22 protein-coding genes are annotated in these 23,443 nt (G+C 73.7%); 11 read left to right on the top strand and 11 right to left on the bottom strand.

What is annotated here, in order from left to right:
- Window positions 1-9: 9 nt before the first annotated feature.
- Complete coding sequence (locus IG63_RS0114790) at window positions 10-909, bottom strand: glutamate ABC transporter substrate-binding protein (protein ID WP_030485129.1); 900 nt, start codon at window positions 907-909, stop codon at window positions 10-12.
- Between the two features lie 70 nt (window positions 910-979).
- Complete coding sequence (locus IG63_RS0114785; protein WP_030485128.1) at window positions 980-1,753, bottom strand: amino acid ABC transporter ATP-binding protein; 774 nt, start codon at window positions 1,751-1,753, stop codon at window positions 980-982.
- Between the two features lie 180 nt (window positions 1,754-1,933).
- Here IG63_RS0114785 and IG63_RS0114780 point away from each other — a divergent pair, with 180 nt between their 5' ends.
- Window positions 1,934-2,551, top strand: a complete 618-nt coding sequence (locus IG63_RS0114780) for a hypothetical protein (RefSeq protein ID WP_030485127.1) — start codon at window positions 1,934-1,936, stop codon at window positions 2,549-2,551.
- 51 nt (window positions 2,552-2,602) lie between these two features.
- Window positions 2,603-4,114 (top strand): tRNA (N6-isopentenyl adenosine(37)-C2)-methylthiotransferase MiaB, encoded by a 1,512-nt coding sequence (gene miaB / locus IG63_RS0114775; RefSeq protein ID WP_030485126.1) that lies wholly within the window; start codon window positions 2,603-2,605, stop codon window positions 4,112-4,114.
- Window positions 4,115-4,136: 22 nt separating this feature from the next.
- Here miaB and IG63_RS0114770 read toward each other — a convergent pair whose 3' ends face one another.
- The 3 genes from IG63_RS0114770 to IG63_RS0114760 form a co-directional block, all read right to left on the bottom strand.
- The gene (locus IG63_RS0114770) at window positions 4,137-4,712 is read right to left on the bottom strand and encodes a GNAT family N-acetyltransferase (protein WP_051706896.1); all 576 of its coding nucleotides are present in this window, start codon (window positions 4,710-4,712) and stop codon (window positions 4,137-4,139) included.
- 89 nt (window positions 4,713-4,801) lie between these two features.
- Entirely contained in the window at window positions 4,802-5,047 is a 246-nt protein-coding gene (locus IG63_RS22735; RefSeq protein WP_030485124.1) for a hypothetical protein, read from the bottom strand.
- A complete protein-coding gene (locus IG63_RS0114760; protein WP_030485123.1) occupies window positions 5,044-5,286 on the bottom strand; it encodes an antitoxin in 243 nt (80 codons plus the stop codon). Before IG63_RS0114760 ends, IG63_RS22735 begins: the two co-directional genes overlap by 4 nt.
- 49 nt (window positions 5,287-5,335) lie before the next feature.
- Between IG63_RS0114760 and miaA the strand changes: the two genes are divergently transcribed.
- The gene (miaA, locus tag IG63_RS0114755; RefSeq protein WP_030485122.1) at window positions 5,336-6,244 is read left to right on the top strand and encodes a tRNA (adenosine(37)-N6)-dimethylallyltransferase MiaA; all 909 of its coding nucleotides are present in this window, start codon (window positions 5,336-5,338) and stop codon (window positions 6,242-6,244) included.
- Here miaA and IG63_RS0114750 read toward each other — a convergent pair.
- Entirely contained in the window at window positions 6,228-7,499 is a 1,272-nt protein-coding gene (locus IG63_RS0114750) for an MFS transporter (RefSeq protein ID WP_030485121.1), read from the bottom strand. The genes miaA and IG63_RS0114750 overlap by 17 nt on opposite strands.
- 52 nt (window positions 7,500-7,551) lie before the next feature.
- Here IG63_RS0114750 and IG63_RS0114745 point away from each other — a divergent pair, with 52 nt between their 5' ends.
- The 5 genes from IG63_RS0114745 (at window position 7,552) to IG63_RS0114725 (ending at window position 12,048) form a co-directional block, all read left to right on the top strand.
- A complete protein-coding gene (locus tag IG63_RS0114745) occupies window positions 7,552-8,130 on the top strand; it encodes a winged helix-turn-helix domain-containing protein (protein ID WP_084597198.1) in 579 nt (192 codons plus the stop codon).
- A gap of 9 nt (window positions 8,131-8,139) precedes the next feature.
- Window positions 8,140-8,769 carry a pyridoxamine 5'-phosphate oxidase family protein gene (locus IG63_RS0114740; RefSeq protein ID WP_030485119.1) on the top strand — a complete coding sequence of 210 codons (630 nt, stop codon included), beginning with the start codon at window positions 8,140-8,142 and terminating at the stop codon, window positions 8,767-8,769.
- Between the two features lie 10 nt (window positions 8,770-8,779).
- On the top strand, window positions 8,780-9,631 hold the full coding sequence (gene dapF, locus IG63_RS0114735) for a diaminopimelate epimerase (RefSeq protein ID WP_030485118.1): 852 nt from the start codon (window positions 8,780-8,782) through the stop codon (window positions 9,629-9,631).
- 20 nt (window positions 9,632-9,651) lie between these two features.
- Window positions 9,652-10,428: an SDR family NAD(P)-dependent oxidoreductase gene (locus IG63_RS0114730; protein ID WP_030485117.1), complete on the top strand. Its 777-nt coding sequence runs from the start codon at window positions 9,652-9,654 to the stop codon at window positions 10,426-10,428.
- A gap of 69 nt (window positions 10,429-10,497) precedes the next feature.
- Entirely contained in the window at window positions 10,498-12,048 is a 1,551-nt protein-coding gene (locus tag IG63_RS0114725) for an alkaline phosphatase D family protein (protein WP_030485116.1), read from the top strand.
- Here IG63_RS0114725 and IG63_RS0114720 read toward each other — a convergent pair.
- Entirely contained in the window at window positions 12,045-12,320 is a 276-nt protein-coding gene (locus tag IG63_RS0114720; protein ID WP_030485115.1) for a hypothetical protein, read from the bottom strand. The genes IG63_RS0114725 and IG63_RS0114720 overlap by 4 nt on opposite strands.
- 28 nt (window positions 12,321-12,348) lie before the next feature.
- Window positions 12,349-12,618 carry a hypothetical protein gene (locus IG63_RS0114715; RefSeq protein ID WP_030485114.1) on the bottom strand — a complete coding sequence of 90 codons (270 nt, stop codon included), beginning with the start codon at window positions 12,616-12,618 and terminating at the stop codon, window positions 12,349-12,351.
- A gap of 95 nt (window positions 12,619-12,713) precedes the next feature.
- Between IG63_RS0114715 and ggt the strand changes: the two genes are divergently transcribed.
- The gene (gene ggt, locus IG63_RS0114710) at window positions 12,714-14,561 is read left to right on the top strand and encodes a gamma-glutamyltransferase (protein ID WP_051706892.1); all 1,848 of its coding nucleotides are present in this window, start codon (window positions 12,714-12,716) and stop codon (window positions 14,559-14,561) included.
- A gap of 105 nt (window positions 14,562-14,666) precedes the next feature.
- Window positions 14,667-16,151 carry a GTPase HflX gene (hflX, locus tag IG63_RS0114705; RefSeq protein ID WP_030485112.1) on the top strand — a complete coding sequence of 495 codons (1,485 nt, stop codon included), beginning with the start codon at window positions 14,667-14,669 and terminating at the stop codon, window positions 16,149-16,151.
- Window positions 16,152-16,227: 76 nt separating this feature from the next.
- Here hflX and IG63_RS0114700 read toward each other — a convergent pair whose 3' ends face one another.
- Window positions 16,228-18,000 carry a BCCT family transporter gene (locus tag IG63_RS0114700; RefSeq protein ID WP_084597197.1) on the bottom strand — a complete coding sequence of 591 codons (1,773 nt, stop codon included), beginning with the start codon at window positions 17,998-18,000 and terminating at the stop codon, window positions 16,228-16,230.
- A 219-nt stretch (window positions 18,001-18,219) separates the two neighbouring features.
- Here IG63_RS0114700 and IG63_RS0114695 point away from each other — a divergent pair, with 219 nt between their 5' ends.
- Window positions 18,220-20,160 carry an ATP-dependent DNA helicase gene (locus IG63_RS0114695; RefSeq protein ID WP_084597195.1) on the top strand — a complete coding sequence of 647 codons (1,941 nt, stop codon included), beginning with the start codon at window positions 18,220-18,222 and terminating at the stop codon, window positions 20,158-20,160.
- Window positions 20,161-20,170: 10 nt separating this feature from the next.
- On the opposite strand, the gene IG63_RS21665 is transcribed toward IG63_RS0114695, so the two are convergent.
- Both IG63_RS21665 and lexA read right to left on the bottom strand, forming a co-directional pair.
- Complete coding sequence (locus tag IG63_RS21665; RefSeq protein WP_157210189.1) at window positions 20,171-22,390, bottom strand: zinc-dependent metalloprotease family protein; 2,220 nt, start codon at window positions 22,388-22,390, stop codon at window positions 20,171-20,173.
- A gap of 76 nt (window positions 22,391-22,466) precedes the next feature.
- Window positions 22,467-23,246, bottom strand: coding sequence for a transcriptional repressor LexA (gene lexA / locus IG63_RS0114685; RefSeq protein ID WP_030485109.1), 780 nt, complete (start codon window positions 23,244-23,246; stop codon window positions 22,467-22,469).
- Window positions 23,247-23,443: the final 197 nt, after the last annotated feature.

Raw genomic sequence — 23,443 nt, 5'->3', positions numbered from 1 at the left:
TGTGGTCGCTCAGGCCTGGCAGTCGTCGAGCGCCGGCGGGTCCGGGACCTCGACGCCCTCGCCGCCGAGGGTGTACTCGTAGGCCTCTGCCCAGGTGCCGTCGTCGAAGGACGCCTGAAGGGCGTCGTTGATGAACTCGCACATCTCGGGGCGCTCCTTGGAGTAGCCGACGCCGATGCGCTCCTCGGAGAACTCGTCGCCGACGACCTTCAGCTCGCCCTCCTGCTCCGCGGCGTACCCGAGCAGGATCGCGCCGTCGGTCGACATGGCGGGCACGGTGCCGTTGAGCACGTCGTCGACGCAGGCGGCGTAGTTGTCGGCCGGGGCCGGGACGGCGCCCTCGGCCTCGACGTTCTCCAGCGAGGTCGAGCCGGCGGCCGCGCACACCTCCTCGCCCTGCAGGTCCTCGATGCCCTCCACGTCGCTGTCGGCCGGCACCAGCACCTGCTGGCCGGTGATCAGGTAGGGACCGGTCTGGCCGACGATCTGGCGGCGCTCGTCGGTGATGGAGTACGTCGCGAGCACCAGGTCGACGCGGCCCTGCTGCAGGTAGGGCTCGCGGTTGTCGGAGATCGTCTCCTCGAAGGTGATGTCCTCCGCGGCGATGCCGAGCTGGCCCGCGAGCATCTTGGCCAGCTCGACGTCGAAGCCGCTGGGCATGTCGTCGGTGGCGCCCTTGAAGCCGAGCCCGGGCTGGTCGAACTTCACGCCGATGGTGACCTCGCCGGCCTCGGCGAGCTCGGCCATCGCGGTGCCGGCCTCGAACTCGGGGCTCTCGACGACCTCCCACTCGGGGGCCTCCGCGCCCTCGGCGCCGGTCTCCGGCTCGCCGGCGCTGCCGCCGCACGCGCTCAGGGCCAGCCCGAGCCCGACGGCCGCTGCGGCCGCCTTCGTCCTCTTCAGTCGCATTGCTTTCCTCCGGTGTGGGTGGATGGTGCGGTCCGCGCGACGGCCCGAGATGTCGTCGCGCGGGTGGGGATCAGTGGCTGAGGATCTTGCCGAGGAAGTCCTTGGCGCGGTCGGACTGCGGGTTGGTGAAGAACTCCTCCGGGGTGTTCTCCTCGACGATGGCGCCGTCGGACATGAAGACCACCCGGTCGGCGGCGGTGCGGGCGAAGCCCATCTCGTGGGTCACCACGATCATCGTCATGCCGCGCTTGGCGAGGTCGATCATCACGTCGAGGACCTCGGAGATCATCTCCGGGTCGAGCGCCGAGGTGGGCTCGTCGAAGAGCATCGCCTTGGGCTCCATCGCGAGGGCGCGTGCGATGGCGACGCGCTGCTGCTGGCCGCCGGAGAGCTGCGCGGGGTACTTGTCGGCCTGGTGCGCCACGCCGACCCGCTCGAGCAGCTCCTTGGCGCGGGCCTCGGCCTCGTCCTTCTTCTTGCCGCGGACCTTGATCGGGCCCAGCGTGACGTTCTCCAGGATCGTCTTGTGGGCGAAGAGGTTGAAGCTCTGGAAGACCATCCCGACCTCGCTGCGCAGCCGCGCGAGCTCCTTGCCCTCCTCGGCGAGCTTGGCGCCGTCGAGGGTGATGGTGCCGTTGTCGATGGTCTCGAGCCGGTTGATCGTGCGGCACAGCGTCGACTTGCCGGACCCCGAGGGACCGATCACCACGACGACCTCGCCCTTGCCGACGCTCAGGTGGATGTCCTGGAGCACGTGCAGCTGGCCGAACCACTTGTCGACGCCCTCGAGGACGATGAGCGGCTCGCGCGTGGGCGTGCTGGGGACGGACCCGGGCTCGGTCATGGCCCGGACCCTAGGCGGCCGGGTCGCCGGGGGTCGACCCGACGGCCCCGCTGGGTGAGGACTGTTACGGGTTTGTCATCCGGCCGGGAGGGCTACAACGAGGTCCAGGGCACCCCTGTCGTGCCCCCGCACCCGCGCCCCACCCCTGACTTCACCCCTGCACTCTCCCCGGAGGACGACGTGAGCCTGAGCCACCTGACCAGCACCGCCACCCGCACCGCGACCGGGGCGGTGCGCCTCGGCGTGGGGGTGGCCGCCCGCACGTTCGGGCTCACGAGGGGCGTCGCGAAGGTGGGTGCCGCCGTCGCCCGTGGCGCGGCCCGACCCCGCGGCCACGAGCCCGTCGCGGCCCCCACGCAGGGCGCCGCGGAGCCGACCGTCGACCCGACCGTCGGGTCCCCGCCGGCGGGCCCGCCCGCCCAGGCGCCGGAGGACCCGCGCGACCGGATCCCCGGCCCCGACGTCGTCGCACCCGACCTGCCGCGCCCCGAGGACCTGCCCGAGCCGGTGGTCATCGTGGCCGACGACGCGCCGGCCCCCGAGCCCGGCGAGGTGGTGCACCACGAGCCGAAGGCCGCCGGCCGTGTCAGCGAGCACGAGGGCCGGCCGGGCGACCGCGAGGAGGTCGAGGGCTACCTCGAGGAGGTCGAGGAGGCCCAGGAGGTCGAGGACACCGACCCCGCCGAGAGCGACCCGCAGCAGCCCGCCACCCCGCTCGCCGACCCCGCGACCGTCGCGGCGGTCATCAGCGAGTCCGAGACGCTGCGTCGCGCCGCGGAGCGCAACCCCGAGGCCTGACCGCCTCGGGTTCGGGCGAGCGCGGGGGAGCGCCGTACCCTGGGCGACGTCATGGTTGAGCAGCGCACCTACGAGGTCCGCACCTACGGGTGCCAGATGAACGTGCACGACTCCGAGCGCCTCTCCGGGCTGCTCGAGGATGCCGGGTACGTCGCCGCCGACGCCGCCGCGCAGGCCGACGTCGTCGTCTTCAACACCTGCGCCGTGCGCGAGAACGCCGACAACAAGCTCTACGGCAACCTCGGCCACCTCGCCCCGGTCAAGGCCGCCCGCCCCGGGATGCAGATCGCCGTCGGCGGGTGCCTGGCGCAGAAGGACCGCAGCACCATCACCGAGCGCGCCCCGTGGGTCGACGTCGTCTTCGGGACGCACAACATCGGGTCGCTGCCGGTGCTGCTGGAGCGGGCCAGGGTGCAGCAGGAGGCCCAGGTCGAGATCCTCGAGTCGCTCGAGGTCTTCCCCTCCACGCTGCCGACCAAGCGCGAGTCGGCGTACGCCGCCTGGGTCTCGGTCAGCGTCGGCTGCAACAACACCTGCACCTTCTGCATCGTCCCGGCGCTGCGCGGCAAGGAGAAGGACCGCCGCCCGGGCGAGGTGCTCGCCGAGATCGAGGCCATCGTCGCCGAGGGCGTCACCGAGGTCACGCTGCTGGGGCAGAACGTCAACACCTACGGCGTCGAGTTCGGCGACCGGCAGGCCTTCTCCAAGCTGCTGCGCGCCTGCGGCGACGTCGAGGGCCTGGAGCGGGTGCGCTTCACCTCGCCGCACCCCGCCGCCTTCACCGACGACGTGATCGAGGCGATGGCCGAGACGCCCAACGTGATGCCGCAGCTGCACATGCCGCTGCAGTCCGGCTCCGACCGGGTGCTCAAGGCGATGCGGCGCTCCTACCGCGCCGAGCGCTACCTCGGCATCATCGAGCGGGTCCGTGCGGCGATGCCGGACGCCGCGATCACCACCGACATCATCGTCGGCTTCCCCGGCGAGACCGACGAGGACTTCGAGGCCACCCTGGAGGTCGTGCGGCGCTCGCGCTTCTCCGGCGCCTACACCTTCCAGTACTCCAAGCGCCCCGGCACGCCCGCGGCGGTGCTCGAGGACCAGGTGCCCGCCGCCGTCGTGAAGGAGCGCTACCAGCGGCTGGTCACGCTCGTCGACGAGATCGCGTGGGCGGAGAACCAGGCGCTCGTCGGGCGCACCCTGGAGCTGATGGTCGCCGAGGGGGAGGGGCGCAAGGACGCCGCCACCGCGCGGCTCTCCGGCCGGGCGCGCGACAACCGGCTCGTGCACTTCACCCCGGTGGTCTCGACAGGCTCGACCGGCGCCGAGGCGATCGAGCCTGTCGAGATCCGGCCGGGCGACATGGTCGAGGTCGACGTCACGTACGCCGCCCCGCACCACCTCGTCGCCGACGGTCCGCTGCGCTCGCTGCGGCCTACCCGTGCCGGCGACGCGTGGGAGGCGCGCACCGCCGACCCGGCGCCCGCGGCCGTCGGGCTGGGCATGCCGGGCCTCGGGGCTCCGGAGCCGCTCCCGGTGGTCGACGGCTGCGCAGTGCGCTGACGGGCCGCTGAGCCGGAGCGCCTCACGGCAGGCGCGCGACCACGACCCACTCGTGGCCCTGCCAGCCCAGGCCGGCGTAGAGCCGCTGCCCCGCGGGACTCGCCAGCAGCAGGCCGCGGCGTGCCCCGGCCGACTCGGCCAGGTCGGCGAGGCGTGACATCACCGCGCCGCCGAGGCCCCGCCGCCGGTGGGCGCGGCCGGTCTCGACCCGGTCGACCACCGCGACGCCGTCGAGCACGGCCACGTCGCCTTGGGCCGCCGTCTCGTCCTGGGGGGTGCGCAGCCTCAGCCGCCACACCTCGCTGCCCTCGTACGCCGCGCGCTCGACGTCGGCGCGGTAGCCGGGCGGCGCGGCGACGCGCCGCTGGTCGGCGAGCACGACCGACATCAGCCGCTCGGCGTCGAGGGCGACCCGGAGCCGGTGCTCCTGGAGCCGGTCGGCGACGTGACCGGGGTGTCGCGTCGGCACCGTCACCCAGGGGTCACGCATCGACAGCGCCGCTCCCGCGGCGGCGTCGATGCGCCCGGGGTGGTCGTCGGCCTCGAGCACGAGCTGCTCGACGCCGCGCCCCGGCCGGCCGTGGTCGACCTGCAGCACGCCGGGGGACGCCGCGGCGACGAGCGGGAGCCCCCGCGCACGCCGCCAGCCGGTGTGCCAGCGGCGTACGTCGTCGGGGTGCCCGCCGCTCAGACGGGGTCCTCCTGGGAGGGGTCGACGCCGTCCTCGTCGCCGGTGCCGGCGTCGGTCTCGTCGCTCTCCTCGATCTCGTCGGGCACGACGTCCTCCTCGACCTGGGCCGAGCGCGGCTGGTCGGGGGTGGTGAGCGGGAAGTCGTCCTCGTCGCGGTCGATCCGGTCGGCCGGCCCGCCGGGGGCGAAGTCGGGCTCCGCGTCGACGGTGGGCTCGGGTGCCTCGCCGGGCTTGTCGCTCACCGAGGAGCTCCCGGGGTGCCGCCGCCCAGGTCGTCCTTGGGCTTGCCGTCGAGCTTGTCGAGGCTCTCGCGGGCCTTGGCGGCGCCCTTGACGATCTTGTCGCCGTGCTTGCCGCCGGTCCTCTTGCGGTCGAGGTCCTGGGCGGCCTGCGTGGCCTTGGTGATGCCCTGGTCGATCTTGTCGCCGTGCTTGTCGACGGCCTGGCTCAGCTTCTTCTTCGCGTCATCGAGAAAGCCCATGGGGTGCCTCCTGGGGCATGGGAAGTCGGGTGCGGTCCACACTAGTGGGGTGCCCGAGCAGCTCCCCGTCGTCGCCGTCGTCGGGGCGACGGCCTCGGGCAAGAGCGCGCTGGCGCTCGACCTCGCCGAGCGGCTCGGGGGCGAGGTCGTCAACACCGACGCGATGCAGCTCTACCGGGGCATGGACATCGGCACCGCCAAGCTCCCCGAGGCGGAGCGGCGCGGCGTGCCGCACCACCTGCTCGACGTGCTCGAGGTGACCGAGGCGGCGAGCGTCGCGGAGTTCCAGCGCTGGGGGCGGGCCGCGATCGACGACTGCCGGTCCCGTGGCGTCGTCCCCGTGCTCGTGGGCGGCTCGGCGCTCTACACCCGTGCCGTGCTCGACCACTTCGACTTCCCGGGCACCGATCCCGACCTGCGTGCCCGGCTGGAGGCCGAGCTCGACGAGCGGGGACCCGCGGCGCTGCACGAGCGGCTGCGCTCGGTCGACGCCGAGGCGGCGGCGCAGGTGCTGCCCAGCAACGGTCGCCGCCTCGTCCGGGCGCTGGAGGTGGTCGAGCTGACGGGGCGCCCCTTCTCGGCGTCGCTGCCGCGGCTGGAGTACGCCGTCGCCGGCGCCGTGCAGGTCGGGGTCGACGTCGACCGCCCCACCCTGGACGCACGGATCGCGCGGCGCGTCGACGCGATGTGGCAGCAGGGCCTGGTCGAGGAGGTACGCCGCCTGGCCGCGGTCGGCCTGCGGGACGGCCGTACGGCGCAGCGGGCGCTGGGCTACCGGCAGGTGCTCGGCCTGCTCGACGGCACCCTGGCCGAGGCCGAGGCGAGGGAGCAGACGGTGACCGGCACCCGGCGCTTCGCCCGGCGTCAGGACAGCTGGTTCCGCAAGGACCCCCGCGTGACCTGGCTGGCCCACGACGACCCGGAGCTGCTGGAGCGCGCGCTCACACGGTGTCGCTGAGCCGGTCCAGGGCCCGCGGGAGGTCGCGCATCCGGATCAGCGGGGAGAAGACCACGAAGGAGGCGGAGACGAAGCTGCCGGCGAAGCCGATCCAGAAGACCGTGCGGGCGTCGTAGGTGCTGCCGATCACCCCGCCCAGCAGCCCGCCGATGGGCATCACGCCCCAGACGCAGAAGCGGATCGAGGCGTTCATCCGCCCGAGCAGCGGCCGCGGGCAGAGCCGCTGGCGGAAGCTGACCTGGGCGACGTTGTAGACGACCACCGAGAAGGTCAGCCCCAGGCTGGAGACCGTGAGCGCCACCATCGGCGGCACGACGGTGCCGGCGAGCGGCATCAGGACGCCGCCGGGGATCCAGGTCAGCATCGAGAGCGGGATCACCCGGCCCTCGCCGAGCCAGCGGGTCAGCGGGGGGGTGGCGAGCGCGCCGAGCAGCCCGCCGGCGGCGCCGAGCCCCATCGCCAGGCCCATCTGTGCCTCGTCGAGTCCGAGGTCCTGCAGGCAGTAGATGACCAGCATCGCGCCGGTCATCGAGGAGAGCAGGTTGCTCGACGCGGTGCACGCGACGATGCGGCGCAGCAGCGGCTCACCGAAGACGAAGTCGAGGCCCTCGCGCACCTCGACCCACAACGGGCGGCGGTCCTCGCGCGGGGGCGGCGTCGCGACGTGGCGGATCCGGCGCAGGAACCACGCCGACCACACGAAGCTCGCGGCGTTGAGCGCCACCGTCACCGGGGCGCCGACGAGGCGGATCAGCCACCCGCCCAGGGCGGGGCCACCGATCATCGCGATCGACTGCACGGCCTGCAGCTTGGCGTTGCCCTCGCCGATGTCCGGCGGCTCGACGATCTCGGGGAGGTAGCTCTGGTAGGCGACGTCGAAGAAGACCGTGGCCGTGCCGACCGCCAGCGCGACGGCGTACATCTGCCAGATGGTGAGCACGCCGAGGTACCAGGCGAGGGGGAGCGTGGCGAGCGCGACGGCGCGCACGAGGTCGGCGCTGACGAGCACGCGCCGCTTGCGCCAGCGGTCGACCCAGGCGCCCGCCGGGAGGCCGATGACGAGGAAGGCGAGGTACTCGAAGGTCGCGAGGACGCCCATCTCGAGCTCGCCGGCGTCGAGCAGGCGCACCGCCATGACGGCGATCGCCAGGCCGGCCAGCTCGGTGCCGACCTGGCTGGCGGAGTCGGCGAGGAAGAGCTGGCGGAAGTCGTGGTGGCGGAACAGGCTGGGGCGCCGCTCCCGGGTGCGGGTCACCGCGCCATCCTGCGTCACTGATTGGGAAAGGTCAATCAGTTAGTCTCGGCGCATGCCGCCGACCCCGCACCCGGAGCCCGCGCCGTACGGGCCGCTCCCCGTCGGCAGCGGTCGTCAGGCCTGGGCGCGCCGCGACGCCGACGAGGCCGAGCGCCGCGCGCTGGCCTCGCCGCTGCGGCTGCGGATGTTGCGGCTGGCGCTCCACGAGCCGCGCACCAACAAGGAGCTGGCGGAGGCCCTGGGGATCAACCCCGCCTCGTCGCTGCACCACGTCCGCACGCTCGTCGACACCGGCTTCCTCGTCGAGCAGGAGGCCCGCCGCGGACGACGCGGCGCGCGCGAGCGGCCCTACCTGGCCTCGGGCAAGAGCTTCTACCTCTCGATGCACGACGAGTCCGTCGACGGCCAGGACCTCGTCCTGACCACCTTCCTGCAGGACGTCGCCGGCCTCGCCCCCGGCGCGCTCGACAGCTCGCGCCTGGGCTTCCGGCTCTCCGCCTCCGACCGCGAGGAGGTCGTGGGGCGGCTGCACGACCTGCTCAGCGAGATCGCCTCGATGCCGAGCGACCCCGACGGCGAGCCCTGGAGCCTCTACCTCGGGCTCCACCCCGAGCGGCCGCCCACGACCTAGGCTCGCTCCGTGCACGCATGGACCGAGGTGACCGACGTCGAGGAGCTCGAGGCGATCGTCGGGCGGCCCAGCCAGCCGGCCCGCGACAAGGTCCGCTCCCGGCTCAGCGACCTCGACGTCGACTGGCTCCGGGCTGCGCCCTTCTGCGTGCTGGCCACCGCCTCCGGCGACGGGTGCGACGCCTCGCCGAAGGGCGACCCCGCGGGACGCCTGGTCCACGTGCTCGACCAGCAGACCCTCGCCATCGCCGAGCGGCCCGGCAACCGTCGTGTCGACGGCTACCGCAACGTGCTGGACAACCCCCACGTCGGCCTGCTCTTCCTGATCCCCGGCCGCGGCGACACGCTCCGCGTCAACGGCCGGGCGAGGCTGGTGCGCGACGCGCCCTTCTTCGAGGAGATGACCGTCAAGGGCCACCGGCCGGTGCTGGCCCTGGTGGTCGAGGTGAGCGAGGTCTTCCACCACTGCGCGAAGGCCTTCCTGCGCTCGGGGCTGTGGGACCCCGCGACGTGGGACCCCGAGGCGGTGGTCCCACGGCGCGCCGTCATCGCGCAGCGGCTGGAGAGGCAGGGCGAGAGCGTCGAGGAGCTCGACCGCTACTACGCCGGCCCGTCCTACTCCGCGGGCCTCTACGGGTAGGTTCCGCGGTGTGGCTGACTACGCGTTCGTGAAGGGGCACGGCACCGAGAACGACTTCGTGCTGCTGCCCGACGCCCAGGGACGCCGCGAGCTCACCGCGGAGCTGGCGTCGGCGCTGTGCGACCGGCGGGCCGGCATCGGGGCCGACGGCGTGATCCGGGTGGTGCGCACCGACGCCACCGACGACCCGGCGGCGGTCGCGGCCCGCGGCGAGGCCCGCTGGTTCATGGACTACCGCAACGCCGACGGCACCCTGAGCGAGATGTGCGGCAACGGCATCCGGGTGCTGGGCCACTACCTGGCCACCCACGCCGACGTCGACCCGCGCGACCCGCTGCCGATCGCGACCCGCGGGGGCACCAAGGTGCTCACCTTCGACGCCGGGCCCGAGGGCACCCGGGTCACCGTCGACATGGGCGAGCCCGAGCTGCGCGCCGACACGACGGTCACGGTGGGGGAGCGGTCGTGGACCGCCCGCCACGTCAGCACGGGCAACCCGCACGCCGTGGCCTTCCTGGGCGAGCACGACGACCTCGACGCACTCGACCTGACGACCGCACCCGGTCATGACGCAGCCGTCTACCCCGACGGGGTCAACGTCGAGCTGGTGCGCCGCGTGGGGGAGGCCCACGTCGCGATGCGCGTGCACGAGCGGGGCTCCGGCGAGACCCGCTCCTGCGGCACCGGCGCCTGCGCGGTCGCGGTCGCGGCCATGGAGGCCGACGGGGCCGAGCGCGGCACGGCGTACACCGTCGACCTGCCGGGCGGCAGGCTCACCGTCGTGTGGACCGAGGCCGGCCGCGTGCTGCTCACCGGTCCGGCCGTGCTGGTCGCCGAGGGGATGACCGACCTGGGCTCGTAGGGCTCGTACAGTTCTCGGCCATGGACATCCGTGGAGCCTCCGCCCTCGTCACCGGCGCCGCCTCGGGCATCGGCGCCGCCGTCGCCCGCCAGCTCGCGGCGCGCGGGGCGCACGTGGTCGTCGCCGACCTGGACGCCGACGCCGGCCAGGCGGTCGCGGAGCAGGTCGGTGGCGTCTTCGCCCCGGTCGACGTCACCCGGACCGAGCAGGTCGTGGCCGCCGTCGAGGAGGCCGAGCGGCTCGGCCCGCTGCGGGTGCTGGTCAACTCCGCGGGCATCGGCTGGGCCGAGCGCACCGTCGGCCGCGACGGCAGCTTCGCCTCGGCCGCCGACCTCGACGCCTTCCGCCGGGTCGTCTCCGTCAACCTGATCGGCACCTTCGACTGCGTGCGGCTCGGCGCCACCGCGATGTCGCGCCTGGAGCCCACCGAGACCGGGGAGCGCGGCGCCATCGTCAACCTCGCGAGCGTGGCGGCCTTCGACGGCCAGATCGGCCAGGCGGCGTACTCCGCGTCGAAGGGCGGCGTCGTGGGCATGACGCTGCCGGTCGCCCGCGACCTCGCTGCCTCCGCGATCCGGCTCAACACCGTCGCCCCCGGCCTGATCGACACCCCGATCTACGGCGAGGGCGAGGCGGCCGAGCAGTTCAAGGCCAGGCTCGGCGAGAGCGTGCTCTTCCCCCGCCGCCTCGGCGCCCCCGACGAGCTGGCCAGCATGGTGCTGGAGTGCCTGACCAACTCCTACATGAACGGCGAGACCGTGCGCGTCGACGGCGGCATCCGGATGCCACCGAAGTGACGGCCGGCGTCCGCGGTTGTTCACCCCGGGGTCTTGTGGCGGTCACCGCGCGCTGGTGACCTGGGAGGCATGACCTCTCGGGAGCCAGCCCTCAGCCGTCGCCACCTCCTCGCCGGGTCCGCCGGCGTGATCGCCGCCGCGAGCGTGCCGTCGTACGCCGCGGCGCGCGGCGTGCCCGGTCAGCTGCGCGACCGGCTCGCGCTCACCGACGGGGTGCAGAGCGGCGAGGTCACCAGCCGCTCGGCGGTGCTGTGGGCGCGCTCCTCGGGGGAGGGGCGCCTGGTCGCGCGGATCGGCACCGGACGCCGCTCGCGCGTCGTCCGCGGTCCCTGGGCGACGCCCGACTCCGACCACACCGCCCGGCTCGAGCTGCAGGGCCTGACGCCCGGGCGCGACTACGACGCGACGCTGTGGTTCGAGTCCGCCGACGGCACCCGGGGCGAGGTCGACCTGCTGCGCTTCCGCACGGCCGACACGCGCCCGCGGCCGACCAGCTTCGTCTGGACCGGCGACACGGCCGGCCAGGGCTGGGGCATCAACCCCGACCTGGGCGGCATGACGGCGTACGCCGCGATGCACGCCACGCGTCCCGACTTCTTCGTGCACGCGGGCGACACCGTCTACTCCGACGGCCCGATCGCCCCGACGGTGACCGAGCCCGACGGGCAGGTATGGCGCAACGAGGTGCGCTTCGGCGTGGAGAAGGTGGCGGAGTCGCTGCGCGAGTTCCGCGGGCGGCACCGCTACAACCTCTCCGACCGCCACGTGCGGCGCTTCTACGCCGACACCCCGGTGCTCGCGCAGTGGGACGACCACGAGACCGTCAACAACTGGTGGCCCGGCGAGGTCATCGACGACGAGCGCTACACCGAGCGCCGCGTCGACGTGCTCGCCGCCCGGGCACGCCGCGCCTGGCACGAGTACCAGCCGGTCTCGCTCGACACCCGGCGCGGCCGCGGTCGCACCGGCTTCGCCGAGTCGCGCATCTACCGCAAGGCCGAGCGCGGCCACCACCTTGACGTCTTCTGCCTCGACATGCGCACCTTCAAGGGCGAGAACACGCCCAACCTGGAGCGGCGCCGCACGCCGGTGCTCGGCCGCGAGCAGGCCGAGTGGCTGGTGCGCGAGGTGCGCCGCTCGCGGGCCACCTGGAAGGTGATCAGCGCCGACCTGCCGCTGGGGCTCGTCGTGCCCGACGGCACGGACCAGGAGGGCGTCGCCAACGGCGATCCCGGCCGTCCGCTGGGCCGGGAGCACGAGCTCGCCGCCGTGCTGCGGGGCCTGCGCGGCGTGCCGGGGGTGCTGTGGATCACCGCCGACGTGCACTACTGCGCGGCGCACCACTACAGCCCCGAGCGGGCCTCCTTCACCGACTTCGACCCCTTCTGGGAGATCGTCGCCGGGCCCGTCAACGCCGGCACCTTCGGCCCGAGCTCGCTCGACGCGACCTTCGGCCCGCGCCAGGTCTTCGCCCGGGCCGCCGACTACCCCAACCAGTCGCCGCGGGGCGGCAACCAGTTCTTCGGCCACGTCGACATCGAGCGCGACGGCCTGCTCACGGTGTCGCTGCGCAACACCGCCGGCCAGGTGCTCTGGTCGCGCGAGCTCGCCCCCCGCTAGACCCCGTGACGGGGGTTGCGGTCGGGGTCGGAGCGGTGCGGCTCGACCGGATCGGGTCGGACCGCCTCCTCGCCGGGCTCGGTCGCGGCGTCGTCGTCGCGCTCGGTCAGGGTCGGGGCGTGGTCGTAGGAGACGTCGGTCTGCTTGCCGCGGATCGGGCCCGGCCGCTCGCTGCTGACGCCCATGCCGCCCTCCGGCCCGCCGGCCAGGCCCACGGCGCTGTCGGCGTTCGGGTCTGACTCCTCGACTCCGGTGTGCGGGGTCTCGCTCACGGTGCTGCTCCGCTCGTCTGGTGGGGGACTACTGGGACGGCTGCTCGGTCGAGGCCTCGGCGTTCTCACGCTGCTCCGCGGTCTCCTCCGAGCCGGTGTCGGGGTCGGGCTGCTCGTCCTCGAGGTCGATGGTGCCGCCGTGCTGGTCCTCGACCGAGTCGGCCGCGGTGCGGCCCGAGCCGGTGTCTCCTGCGGCGACGCCCCCGCTGGCGTCCTGGCGCTGCGGGCCGCCGGGCGGCGTGGGGGCGTCGGCGCCCTCCTCGTGGGGGGACGCGGGTCCTGGCTTGGTCTCGCTCATCCACCTCGCGTACCCCGAGCGCGGGCCCCTGACACCGGCGTTGCGCTGCGATCCGGACCGGCGTTGGATACGAGCATCCGCACTCGGGAGGACCCATGTCGCCGCACGCCGCACGCCGCACCCTGACCGTGCTCACCACCGGGCTCACCGCCGGCGCCGTCGTCCTCGGCGTGCTCGCCGCGGTGCCGGCGAGCGCTCGCGAGCAGGGTCGCTACTCCACCAAGACGCCCACCAGCACGGGGTACGGCGGCGCCGTCACCTCCGTGGACCCCGAGGCCACCCGGGCGGGGATGCGCGTGCTCAAGGCCGGCGGCAACGCCGTCGACGCGGCCGTCGCGACGGCCGCCGCGCTGGGCGTCACCGAGCCCTACAGCGCCGGCATCGGTGGGGGTGGCTACTTCCTGTACTACGACGCGAAGACGCGCAAGGTCTCCTCCCTCGACGGCCGCGAGACCGCGCCCAAGCGGATGCCCGACGACGCCTTCATCGACCCCGCGACCGGCGAGCCGTACCCCTTCACCCCCGACCTGGTGACCAGCGGTGTCTCGGTCGGCACGCCCGGCACGCTCGCCACCTGGGAGGCCGCCACCCGGCGCTGGGGCACGCGCAGCCTGGCGCAGAACCTCGCCCCGGCCGAGAAGCTCGCCCGCCGCGGGTTCGTCGTCGACCGCACCTTCCGCCAGCAGACCGCCGACAACGAGGCGCGCTTCCGGCAGTTCCCGGCCACGGCCCGGCAGTACCTCCCCGGCGGTGAGCTGCCCCGCGTCGGCTCGGTCTTCCGCAACCGCGACCTCGCCGCGACGTACCGGCTGATCCAGCGGCGGGGGATCGGCGCCTTCTACGGCGGCAAGGTCGCCCGCGAGATCGCCCGCGCCGTGCAGGACCCGCCGACGGTGCGCGACCCCAGCCTGCCGGTGCCGCCCGGCTACCTCACCACCCGTGACCTCGCCGACTACCGCGTCGCGCTGCAGAAGCCGTCGCGGATGAAGTACCGCGGCTACTCCGTCTACGGCATGGCGCCGTCCTCCAGCGGCGGGTCCACCGTCGGCGAGGCGCTGAACATCCTCGAGCGCTACGACGTCGGCGAGCTCTCGCGCACCCAGGCGCTCCACCTCTACCTCGAGGCGAGCGCCCTGGCCTTCGCCGACCGGGCGGAGTACGTCGGCGACCCGGCGTACGTGCGCGTCCCGCTGCGCGACCTGCTCTCCAACCGCTTCGCGGCGGAGCGTGCGTGCGGCATCGACCCCGCGCAGGCGGCGACCAAGCCCGTCGAGCCCGGTGACGTGCGCGACTACGACGGCCGCTGCAGCACCCCGGGCGCGCGCGAGGCCGGGCCGACGTCCGACACCGAGAACGTCGACACCACCAACCTCACGGTGGCCGACCGCTGGGGCAACGTCGTGGAGTACACCCTCACCATCGAGCAGACCGGAGGCTCCGGCATCACCGTGCCCGGCCGCGGCTTCCTGCTCAACAACGAGCTCACCGACTTCAGCACCGTCTACGACCCGGCCGACCCCAACCGGATCCAGCCCGGCAAGCGGCCTCGCTCGTCGATGTCGCCGACGATCGTGCTGCGCGGTGGCAAGCCCTTCCTCGCGCTGGGGTCACCCGGCGGCTCGACGATCATCACCACGGTGCTGCAGATGCTGGTCAACCGGATCGACCTCGGCATGTCGCTGCCGCGCGCGATCGCGGCTCCGCGGGCCGCGCAGCGCAACACCGCGACGGTGACGGCCGAGCCCGCCTTCATCGACCGCTACGACGCCGGCCTCTCCGCGCTCGGCCACGACCTCGTGCCGGCCGGTGACGCCTTCACCAGCGCCGCCGAGATCGGCGCCGCCACGGCGATCGAGTTCGGCCCCCGCGGCAAGCTGACCGTCGTCTCCGAGCCCTCGCGACGCGGGGGCGGCTCGGCCCTGGTGCTCCGCAAGCGACGCTGACGGCGCCTCGTGGCCCCACGAGGGCGCGACACGCCGGGCGCCCCAGCCTCCTCACCGGAAAACACGTTCGGCCCACGCGGGTGCGCGACGTAACCTGGGGGTCGTATGACGAACGCACCGCAGCACCTCGACCTCGCCCAGGAGCTGGCCGCCACGGCCGACTGGGAGGAGGAGCCCACCTCCGACGACCGCCGCGACCCGGGGGCCGACTGGCCCGACGAGCGCGACGAGACCACGGGCGAGCTCGACCTCGCCGCGCGCCACTCGCTGCGCCGCGTGGCCGGGCTCTCGACCGAGCTCGAGGACATCACCGAGGTCGAGTACCGCCAGCTGCGGCTCGAGCGGGTGGTGCTCGTCGGGGTCTGGACCGAGGGCACCGTCGCCGACGCCGAGAACTCCATGGCCGAGCTGGCGCTGCTGGCCGAGACGGCCGGCTCCGAGGTGCTCGACGCGCTCTACCAGCGACGCGACAGCCCCGACCCGGCGACCTACATCGGACGCGGCAAGGTCGAGGGGCTCGGCGAGATCGTGCGGGCCACCGGCGCCGACACCGTGATCTGCGACGGCGAGCTCGCGCCCAGCCAGCTGCGCAACCTCGAGGACAAGGTCAAGGTCAAGGTCGTCGACCGCACCGCCCTGATCCTCGACATCTTCGCCCAGCACGCGAAGTCGCGCGAGGCGCAGGCCCAGGTCGAGCTCGCGCAGCTCAACTACATGAAGCAGCGGCTGCGCGGCTGGGGTGGCAACCTCTCCCGCCAGGCCGGCGGCCGGGTCGCCGGCGGCGCCGGCATCGGTGGCCGCGGCCCCGGTGAGACCAAGATCGAGACCGACCGGCGTCGCATCAACACCAAGATCGCCAAGCTGCGGCGCGACCTCGCTCACATGCGCACCACCCGCGAGACCAAGCGAGCCGACCGGACACGCCACCAGGTGCCCAGCGTCGCCATCGCCGGCTACACCAACGCCGGCAAGTCCTCGCTGCTCAACCGGCTGACCGATGCGGGGGTGCTGGTCGAGGACGCGCTCTTCGCCACCCTCGACCCCCGCACCCGTCGCACCGAGACCGCCGAGGGCCGCACCTACACGATGAGCGACACCGTCGGCTTCGTGCGGCACCTGCCGCACCAGCTGATCGAGGCCTTCCGCTCCACGCTGGAGGAGGTGGCCGGAGCCGACCTGGTGCTGCACGTCGTCGACGGCTCCCACCCCGACCCGGAGGGTCAGCTCGCGGCCGTGCGCGAGGTGCTCGCCGAGATCGGCGCCGACAAGCTCCCCGAGCTCGTGGCGATCAACAAGGCCGACGTCGCCGACCCGATGGTGATCGCCCGGCTGCGCCAGCGCGAGCCCCACTCCGTGGTGGTCTCCGCCCACACCGGCGAGGGCGTGGCGGAGCTCCGTGCGGCCGTGGAGGAGGACCTGCCGCGCCCGGCCGTCGAGGTCGAGGTGCTGCTGCCCTACGACCGCGGCGACCTGCTCTCCCGGGTGCACGACACCGGCGAGGTCCTCTCCCTCGAGCACACGCCCGAGGGCACCAGGGTCGTCGCACGCGTGCACGAGGCGCTCGGCGCCGAGCTCGCGGCGTACGCCTAGGCCGACGGCGCCCCCGGTACGACGAACGGGCCCGGTCACCGTGAGGTGACCGGGCCCGACGCACGTGCAGGGGCTGCTACTCGTGGTAGCGCTTGGCGCCCTCGCCGTTCTGCTCCACGGTGAGCGAGAAGTCGTCACCGTGCTTGGTGACGCCGTCGACCACCGCGTGCTCGACGGCCCAGGTGCCGTACTTGCGACGCACGATGAGCGGGTCGTTGCGCAGGTCCTTCATCAGCGCCACGCACAGCCCGATCATGACCAGTACGAAGGGCAGCGCGGCGACGATCGTGAGGTTCTGCAGCCCGGTCAGGGCCGACCCCCGGTCGTCGGAGTCGCCGAGCAGCAGCATGATCGCGGCGACGCCACCGGTGGCGACGCCCCAGAAGACCACGGTGAAGCGCGACGGCTCGATGGTGCCCTTCTCCGAGAGCGTGCCCATGACGATCGAGGCGGCGTCGGCGCCGGAGACGAAGAAGATCGCCACCAGGATCATCACGAGCACCGAGGTGATGGTCGAGATCGGCAGCCCGTCGAGCACGGTGAAGAGCATGCTCTCCGGGCTGGCGGCGGCCGCCAGGTCGGTGCCCTCGCGCTGCTGGAAGATCGCGGTGCCGCCGAAGATGCAGAACCACACCAGCGAGACCAGGCTCGGCACCAGCAGCACGCCGGTGACGAACTGCCGGATCGTGCGACCACGCGAGATCCGCGCGATGAAGAGGCCGACGAAGGGCGTCCAGCTGAGCCACCAGGCCCAGTAGAAGATCGTCCAGCTGCCGAGCCACTCGGCCATGGCGTCGCCGCCGGCCGCGTCGGTGCGGGCGGACATGGCGAACATGTCCTGGGCGTAGGAGCCCACCGCGGTGGGCAGCAGGTCGAGGATGAAGATCGTCGGCCCCGCCACGAAGACGAAGACGGCCAGCACCAGCGCCAGCACCATGTTGGTGTTGGAGAGCCACTGGATGCCGCGCTCGATGCCGCTGACCGCCGAGATGATGAAGCAGATCGTCAGGAAGGTGATGATGCCGACCAGGGCGGCGTTGCCGGCGGTGCCGAGCCAGCCCACGATCTGCAGGCCCGAGCCGATCTGGAGCGCGCCCAGGCCCAGCGAGGCTGCCGAGCCGAAGAGGGTGGCGAAGATGGCCAGGATGTCGATGACCTTGCCGCCGGGACCCTTCATGGCGCGCTCGCCGAAGAGCGGGGTGAAGACCGCGCTGATCAGCTGCGGGCGGCCCTTGCGGTAGACCGAGTAGGCCACCGCGATGCCGAGCACCGCGTAGATCGCCCACGGGTGGAGCGTCCAGTGGAAGAGCGTGGTCGCCATCGCGGTGCGGATGGCCTCGTCGCTGCCCGCCTCGGCGCTGCCGGGCGGCGGGCCGGTGAAGTGGTAGATCGGCTCGGCCGCGCCCCAGAACATCAGGCCGATGCCCATGCCGGCGCTGAACATCATCGCGATCCACGAGATGGTGCGGAACTCCGGCTTCTCGTAGTCGTTGCCGAGCCGGATGTCGCCGTACTTGCCGATCGCCAGGTAGATCACGAAGACCACGAAGGCGCTGGCGGTGAGCACGAAGAGCCAGCCGGCGTTGGTCACGGTCCACGACAGCGCCGAGCTCGAGGTGCTGCTCAGCGACGAGGTGCTGACGAAGCCCCAGATCAGGAAGGCGACCGCGATGGCGGCGGTGACGCCGAAGACGATCTTGTCGATGCCGCCACCGACGTCCTCGGCCTCGACCGGACACTCGAGTGCGGGGTGGAGCTCCTCGTCGGCGACCACCTCGTCGGTGGTGGGCGGGCGATGGTCGTCGGGATCGGGTGTGGACTCGTTGTGCGGATGGATGGTGGTGGCCATGGGTCACCTCTCTACCAGTCGGGCTACGGACGTGAGGAGGTCGGTCGAGGCCCTGCTACGAGCGCCGGTCGGCCCTGTCCACAGGTCGCCGCGACGGCCTGCGGGCGTGTCAGTTGCTCAGCATAAGGTGCGCGGGTGAGTTTGGAGCCGACCGTCGAGTCCGTTCTCTCGGCCGCGGTCTCGGCGGTGGGAGGCGAGGAACGCCCAGGTCAGGGCGCCATGGCGGCCGCGGTGGCGACGGCGCTGGGTGAGGGTCGTCACCTCCTGGTGCAGGCCGGCACCGGCACCGGCAAGTCCCTGGCCTACCTGGTGCCGGCACTGCTGCACGGCCGGCGTGTGGTGGTCGCCACGGCGACGCTGGCGCTCCAGCACCAGCTGGTCGAGCGCGACCTGCCCACGCTGCTCGCCGCCACGAAGGAGTTCGAGGGGCTCTCGGGCACCGCGACGGCCGTGCTCAAGGGGCGCTCCAACTACGCCTGCCTGCACCGCGTCCGCGACGGCGTGCCCGACGACCAGGGGGCACTGATCGACGCCGAGGCGGTCGCCGCCGGGTCGCTGGCCGCCGAGGTGCTGCAGCTGCGCGAGTGGGTCGAGGAGCAGGCGCAGGAGTCCGGCACGGGGGAGCGAGACCACGCGCCACGCCACGGCGACCGGGCCTGGCGCCAGGTGAGCGTCGGTCACCGCGAGTGCCTGGGGGCCGCGCGCTGCCCCTTCGGTGAGGAGTGCTTCGCCGAGCTCGCCCGCGAGCGGGCCCACCGCGCCCAGCTGGTCGTGACCAACCACTCGCTGCTCGCCATCGACGCGGTCGAGGGCATCCCGATGATCCCGGCGTACGACGCCGTCGTCGTCGACGAGGCCCACGAGCTCGTCGCCCGCGTGACGCAGGCCGCGACCGACGAGCTGTCGGTCGGCGAGGTCGAGCGCACCGCCGCGCGCGCGGCTCGTCACGTCAGCGACGACCACGACGCACCGGTCGACGCGCTCGACGACGCTGCGGGCGCGCTCCTCGACGCGCTCGCGGCGACCCCGGCCGGCCGGCTCGCGCCGCCGCCCGAGCAGCTGCTCGACGCGCTCGCGCAGGTGCGCGACGCGGCCCGCGCCGTGGTCTCGGCGCTGCCGAAGGAGAGCGAGCGGCCCGACGCCGGCGTGCAGCAGGTGCGCGGGTGGGCCCAGGAGCTCTTCGCCACCAGCGAGCGGATGGCCGCGGTCTCCGAGCGCGACGTGCTCTGGGTGGCCGAGCGCGACCGGCTGCGTGGCGGCAAGCTGCTCCAGGTCGCCCCGCTCGACGTCGCGCTGCCCATGCGCCACGGCCTGCTCGCCGACAAGACGGTGGTGATGACCTCGGCCACCCTCAAGCTCGGCGGTGACTTCGACGCCGTCGCCGCGTCGCTGGGGCTGTGGCCCTCCGAGCGGGTCGCCCCCGACGACCGTGCCGACGCCCAGGGGGAGTCGGACGAGGAGCCGGCCGACGAGCCCGACGGCACCGAGCCCTGGGCCGCGCTCGACGTGGGCTCGCCCTTCGACTACCAGCGCCAGGCGATGCTCTACGTCGCCCGCCACCTGCCGCCGCCGGGTCGCGACGGCCTGGGCCCGGCGCAGCTCGACGAGATCACCGCGCTCGTCGACGCGGCCGAGGGCCGCACCCTCGGGCTCTTCTCCAGCCGGCGGGCGGCGCAGGCGGCGGCCGAGCACGTCCGCGAGGCGCTCCCGCACCTGACGACGCTCGCGCAGGGCGACGCGCAGCTGCCCGAGCTCACGCGTCAGTTCGTCGAGGACCCCCACACCAACCTCTTCGGCACCCTGGGCCTCTGGCAGGGCATCGACGTGCCGGGGGAGACCTGCTCGCTGGTGATCATCGACCGCATCCCCTTCCCGCGCCCCGACGACCCGCTGCTCTCGGCACGGCAGCGGGCCGTCGACCAGCGCGGGGGCAACGGCTTCATGCAGGTGGCCGCCACACACGCCGCGCTGCTGCTGGCGCAGGGGTCGGGCCGGCTGATCCGCACCAGCACCGACCGCGGGGTGGTCGCCTGCCTCGACCCGCGTCTGGTCTCCGCCCGCTACTCCGGCTTCCTGCGCGCGAGCCTGCCGCCGATGTGGCAGACCCACGACGGCGAGGTGGTGCGCCGGGCGCTGGCGCGCCTGGCCGGGCGCACGTGAGACCGCAGCGTCAGCGCGCGAGCACGACGTTGGACCGTGCGGAGGCGGGGGAGCCGCCGACCTCGTTGACCGCCTGCACGGCGAAGCGGTAGCGACCGGCCGGCAGCCGCACCTCCACGGCGCGCACGCCGGCCTGGACGGCGGCGGTGTAGCTGCGGCGTACCGCCCCCGACGCGGAGAGCTGGTAGGCGGTGATGCGGTAGCGGCGTACCTGCTGCTCGGTGGAGTCGGCGGCCGGCGTCCACCGCACGGTGGCGCTGACCCGGTCTCCGGGACGTCCGGAGCTGGCGGCCGCGATGCGGGGGGCCGCGGGCTTGCGCAGCGTCGGCGCGGGGGTGGGCGTGGCCGAGGGGGTCGGGGTGGGCGTCGGGCTGGTGGTGGGCGCGGGGGTGGTCTTCGCGGTGCCCGCGGCACCGGCAGCCGGAGCCGCGACGCAGCCGGTCGCGGTCAGGCGGTACTGGCCGAGGCTCGCGTAGTCGGTCCAGCCGGTGCCGCCGCTGACGGCGGCGGCGTTGCCGGAGCCCACGCCGTCGACGCGCAGGTAGTAGGTGCCGGCGCGCACCGTGCGCGAGAGCGAGGCGTCGGTGCCCGTCACCGACCAGGTGCTCGAGGGGCTCACCAGCGCTCCGCGCACGTTGACCGGGGCGGCGCTGCTCAGCTGGGCGCCGGCGGCGTCGAGCAGGTCGAGCCGCAGGTCGAGCGCGGACTGCTGGCCGACGCCGGAGGCGCGGGCCTGCAGCGTGGTCTCGCAGCGGACGTCGAGGCGGAAGACGTCGACGTCGCGGCGCGTGCTGATGACGCCCTCCACGTCGTACGCCGCGGCGTTGCCCAGGGCGCGCGCCGCGGAGGTGGTGTCGCCGTGGTCGTCGGGTCGCAGCGGCAGCCGACGGGCCATGACCGCCAGGTCGTCCTCGGTGTTGGACGCCTTGGCGTACTCGCCGCGGCTCCACTGGCTGACCGCCCGGTGGCTCGCCGAGCCCATGACTGGACCCCAGTCGCGGGTGCCGGCGTAGTAGTCGCTCGCGGAGCCCAGCACGGCGTCGTGCACGAGCCCGAGGTTGTGGCCCACCTCGTGCGAGACCGCCTGCGCGGCGATGGTGGGCGACATGGTGGCGCTGACGAAGACCCAGGCGGGCTGGTACTGCGAGGTGCGGTCGACCTGGCCGAAGCTGTTGATGTAGGCGACGCCGAGGCAGCCGCCGCACGCCTGCTGCCGCGCGGTCGTCGAGCCGGTCACGACGACCCGGGAGCCGTAGCGCGCGTCGCTGCTCGAGGTCCGGTCCCACGCTCCGGTGCCGAGGTCGCGGGTGGTGACGTTGACGTCGAAGGGGGCGTAGGTCTCGGCGACCTGGCGCCACACCTCCTGCACCCAGGCGTGCTCGGAGGCGGTGAAGGTGCCGGGGGCGCCGTCGGAGTCGAAGCCGGGCCAGCGCCCCTCCTGGATGCGGTTGCGGCCGGCGTTCCACGCGGTGCCCCGCACCTCGGCGCCGTCGATGTCGAGGAAGATGGTGCGCGCCGCGCCCGGCCTGCTCTGCAGCGCGAAGGTCTGGGAGTCGGGGTAGCGCCGCGACAGCGCGGGAGTCTTCGCCGGCGCCATCGGGGTGGTCTGCGCCGCGGACGTGGTCTGGGCCTGGGCGCTGGTCGGCGCCGCACCGGACGCTGGGTCCTGCTCGGCGGTCTCGGCGGTCTCGGCGGTCTGGGAGGTCTGGGAGGTCTCCGGCTCCGCGGTCTCGGGCTCCGCGGGGAGCTCGGCGCCGTGCGCGTGCCCGTCCTCGGGGGCCGGCTCCCGGAAGTAGACGCGCCCCTGCGGCGAGACCCACGCGGTCTCGTCCTCGGCCAGCAGCGAGGTCAGCCGGTTGGTGTCCAGGCCGCTGCGGGCGGCGACCTCGCGCACGCGCTCGGGCTGCTCGGCGAGCAGGTCGCCGCCGGCGACGTGGGAGCGGAGGATCTCGTCGGTCGGCACGACGGGGGCCGGAGGGTCCTGCGGGGCCGACGCTGGGCCTGCCGGGACCCGCTGCTGCCGCGGAGCGTCGTCCGGCTCCACCGCGGAGACCGTCGCCTCCGACGCGCCCGCGACGGAGGTGTCGGCAGGGGCCTCGACAGCGCCGGTGGGGACCGTGGCGCGCGGCTCGTGGTCGGCAGGGCCGGGGGCCAGGTGGGTGGCGGTGACCAGGCCGAGCGAGAGCACGGCCGCACAGGCGGCGGCTCGGGCAGCGCGTGGTGAGGTCACCGATGCATTCTGACCTAGTTTGTCGGTTTCGGCAGCCGATCTCAGGGACGCCGGCACCGTCGGTGCGCGATCCGGATCACATCCGGCGCAGCACCGCCGTGACCTTGCCCAGGATCGTGGCGTGGGTGCCGTCGATTGGGTCGTACGCGTCGTTGTGGGGCAGCAGCCAGACCTTGCCGTCGCGGCGCTGGAAGGTCTTGACCGTCGCCTCCCCGTCGAGCAGCGCCGCGACGATCTCGCCGTTCTCGGCGGTCTGCTCCTGACGCACCACGACGTAGTCGCCGTGGCAGATGGCGGCGTCGACCATGGAGTCGCCGGAGACCTCGAGGAGGAAGAGCTGGCCGTCGCCGACGAGGGAGCGCGGCAGCGGGAAGATCTCGTCGACCTGCTCCTCGGCGAGGATGGGGGCGCCGGCGGCGATCCGGCCCAGCAGCGGCACGTGCGTCGCCGTGGGCATGGCGTCGCCGATGCCGGTGGGGTCGTAGGGCGCCTCGTCGGCGCTGGCGATGGCGCGCCGGGCGGCCATCAGCTCGGGGATGAAGACCTCGAGCGCCCGCGGACGGTTGGGGTCACGCCGGATGAACCCCTTCTGCTCGAGCACGCGCAGCTGGTGCGCGACGCTGGAGGAGCTGGTGAGCCCGACCAGGTTGCCGATCTCGCGGATGCTCGGCGGGTAGCCGCGCTTCTCGATCGACTCGCGGAGCACGTTGAGGATGCGCTGCTGGCGCGGGGTGAGTCCGGTCAGGTCGGGACGGGGGTCGGGAAGCTCGGAGACCGAACCGTCGGGCCCGCCCTCGGAGGTGGGGGACCCGTCGTCGGTGAGCTCGGAGCCGTGGTCTGCATCGCGCCGTGACATGAGTCGCACGGTAGTGCCAGCGACGGACCACTTCAAACACATGTTCGAACGGCGTGTCGCAGGCTCGGCTTCGAACACGTGTGCGGTCGGTGCTTGCCATCCTTCGAACACGTGTTCTATGGTCGTACACGTGTTCGAACGAGGTCGGGTCCCCACCGGGACCACCGCACGCCGACGAGGTTGTCGGAGGTCGCGAC

The organism is Nocardioides aequoreus (genome assembly GCF_000720335.1).
Lineage (GTDB): Bacteria > Actinomycetota > Actinomycetes > Propionibacteriales > Nocardioidaceae > Marmoricola > Marmoricola aequoreus.
Note: the sequence above shows the minus strand (reverse complement) of the source record. Positions and strands in the feature narration are given on the sequence as shown.

What these genes read in the sequence shown, in the direction of transcription:
- IG63_RS0114790 (WP_030485129.1), bottom strand. Translation starts at nt 909, where the DNA reads ATGCGACTGAAGAGGACGAAGGCGGCCGCAGCGGCCGTCGGGCTCGGG.
- IG63_RS0114785 (WP_030485128.1), bottom strand. Translation starts at nt 1,753, where the DNA reads ATGACCGAGCCCGGGTCCGTCCCCAGCACGCCCACGCGCGAGCCGCTC.
- miaB (WP_030485126.1), top strand. Translation starts at nt 2,603, where the DNA reads ATGGTTGAGCAGCGCACCTACGAGGTCCGCACCTACGGGTGCCAGATG.
- IG63_RS0114760 (WP_030485123.1), bottom strand. Translation starts at nt 5,286, where the DNA reads ATGGGCTTTCTCGATGACGCGAAGAAGAAGCTGAGCCAGGCCGTCGAC.
- IG63_RS0114745 (WP_084597198.1), top strand. Translation starts at nt 7,552, where the DNA reads ATGCCGCCGACCCCGCACCCGGAGCCCGCGCCGTACGGGCCGCTCCCC.
- IG63_RS0114730 (WP_030485117.1), top strand. Translation starts at nt 9,652, where the DNA reads ATGGACATCCGTGGAGCCTCCGCCCTCGTCACCGGCGCCGCCTCGGGC.
- IG63_RS0114725 (WP_030485116.1), top strand. Translation starts at nt 10,498, where the DNA reads ATGACCTCTCGGGAGCCAGCCCTCAGCCGTCGCCACCTCCTCGCCGGG.
- IG63_RS0114715 (WP_030485114.1), bottom strand. Translation starts at nt 12,618, where the DNA reads ATGAGCGAGACCAAGCCAGGACCCGCGTCCCCCCACGAGGAGGGCGCC.
- ggt (WP_051706892.1), top strand. Translation starts at nt 12,714, where the DNA reads ATGTCGCCGCACGCCGCACGCCGCACCCTGACCGTGCTCACCACCGGG.
- hflX (WP_030485112.1), top strand. Translation starts at nt 14,667, where the DNA reads ATGACGAACGCACCGCAGCACCTCGACCTCGCCCAGGAGCTGGCCGCC.
- IG63_RS0114700 (WP_084597197.1), bottom strand. Translation starts at nt 18,000, where the DNA reads ATGGCCACCACCATCCATCCGCACAACGAGTCCACACCCGATCCCGAC.
- IG63_RS0114695 (WP_084597195.1), top strand. Translation starts at nt 18,220, where the DNA reads ATGGCGGCCGCGGTGGCGACGGCGCTGGGTGAGGGTCGTCACCTCCTG.
- lexA (WP_030485109.1), bottom strand. Translation starts at nt 23,246, where the DNA reads ATGTCACGGCGCGATGCAGACCACGGCTCCGAGCTCACCGACGACGGG.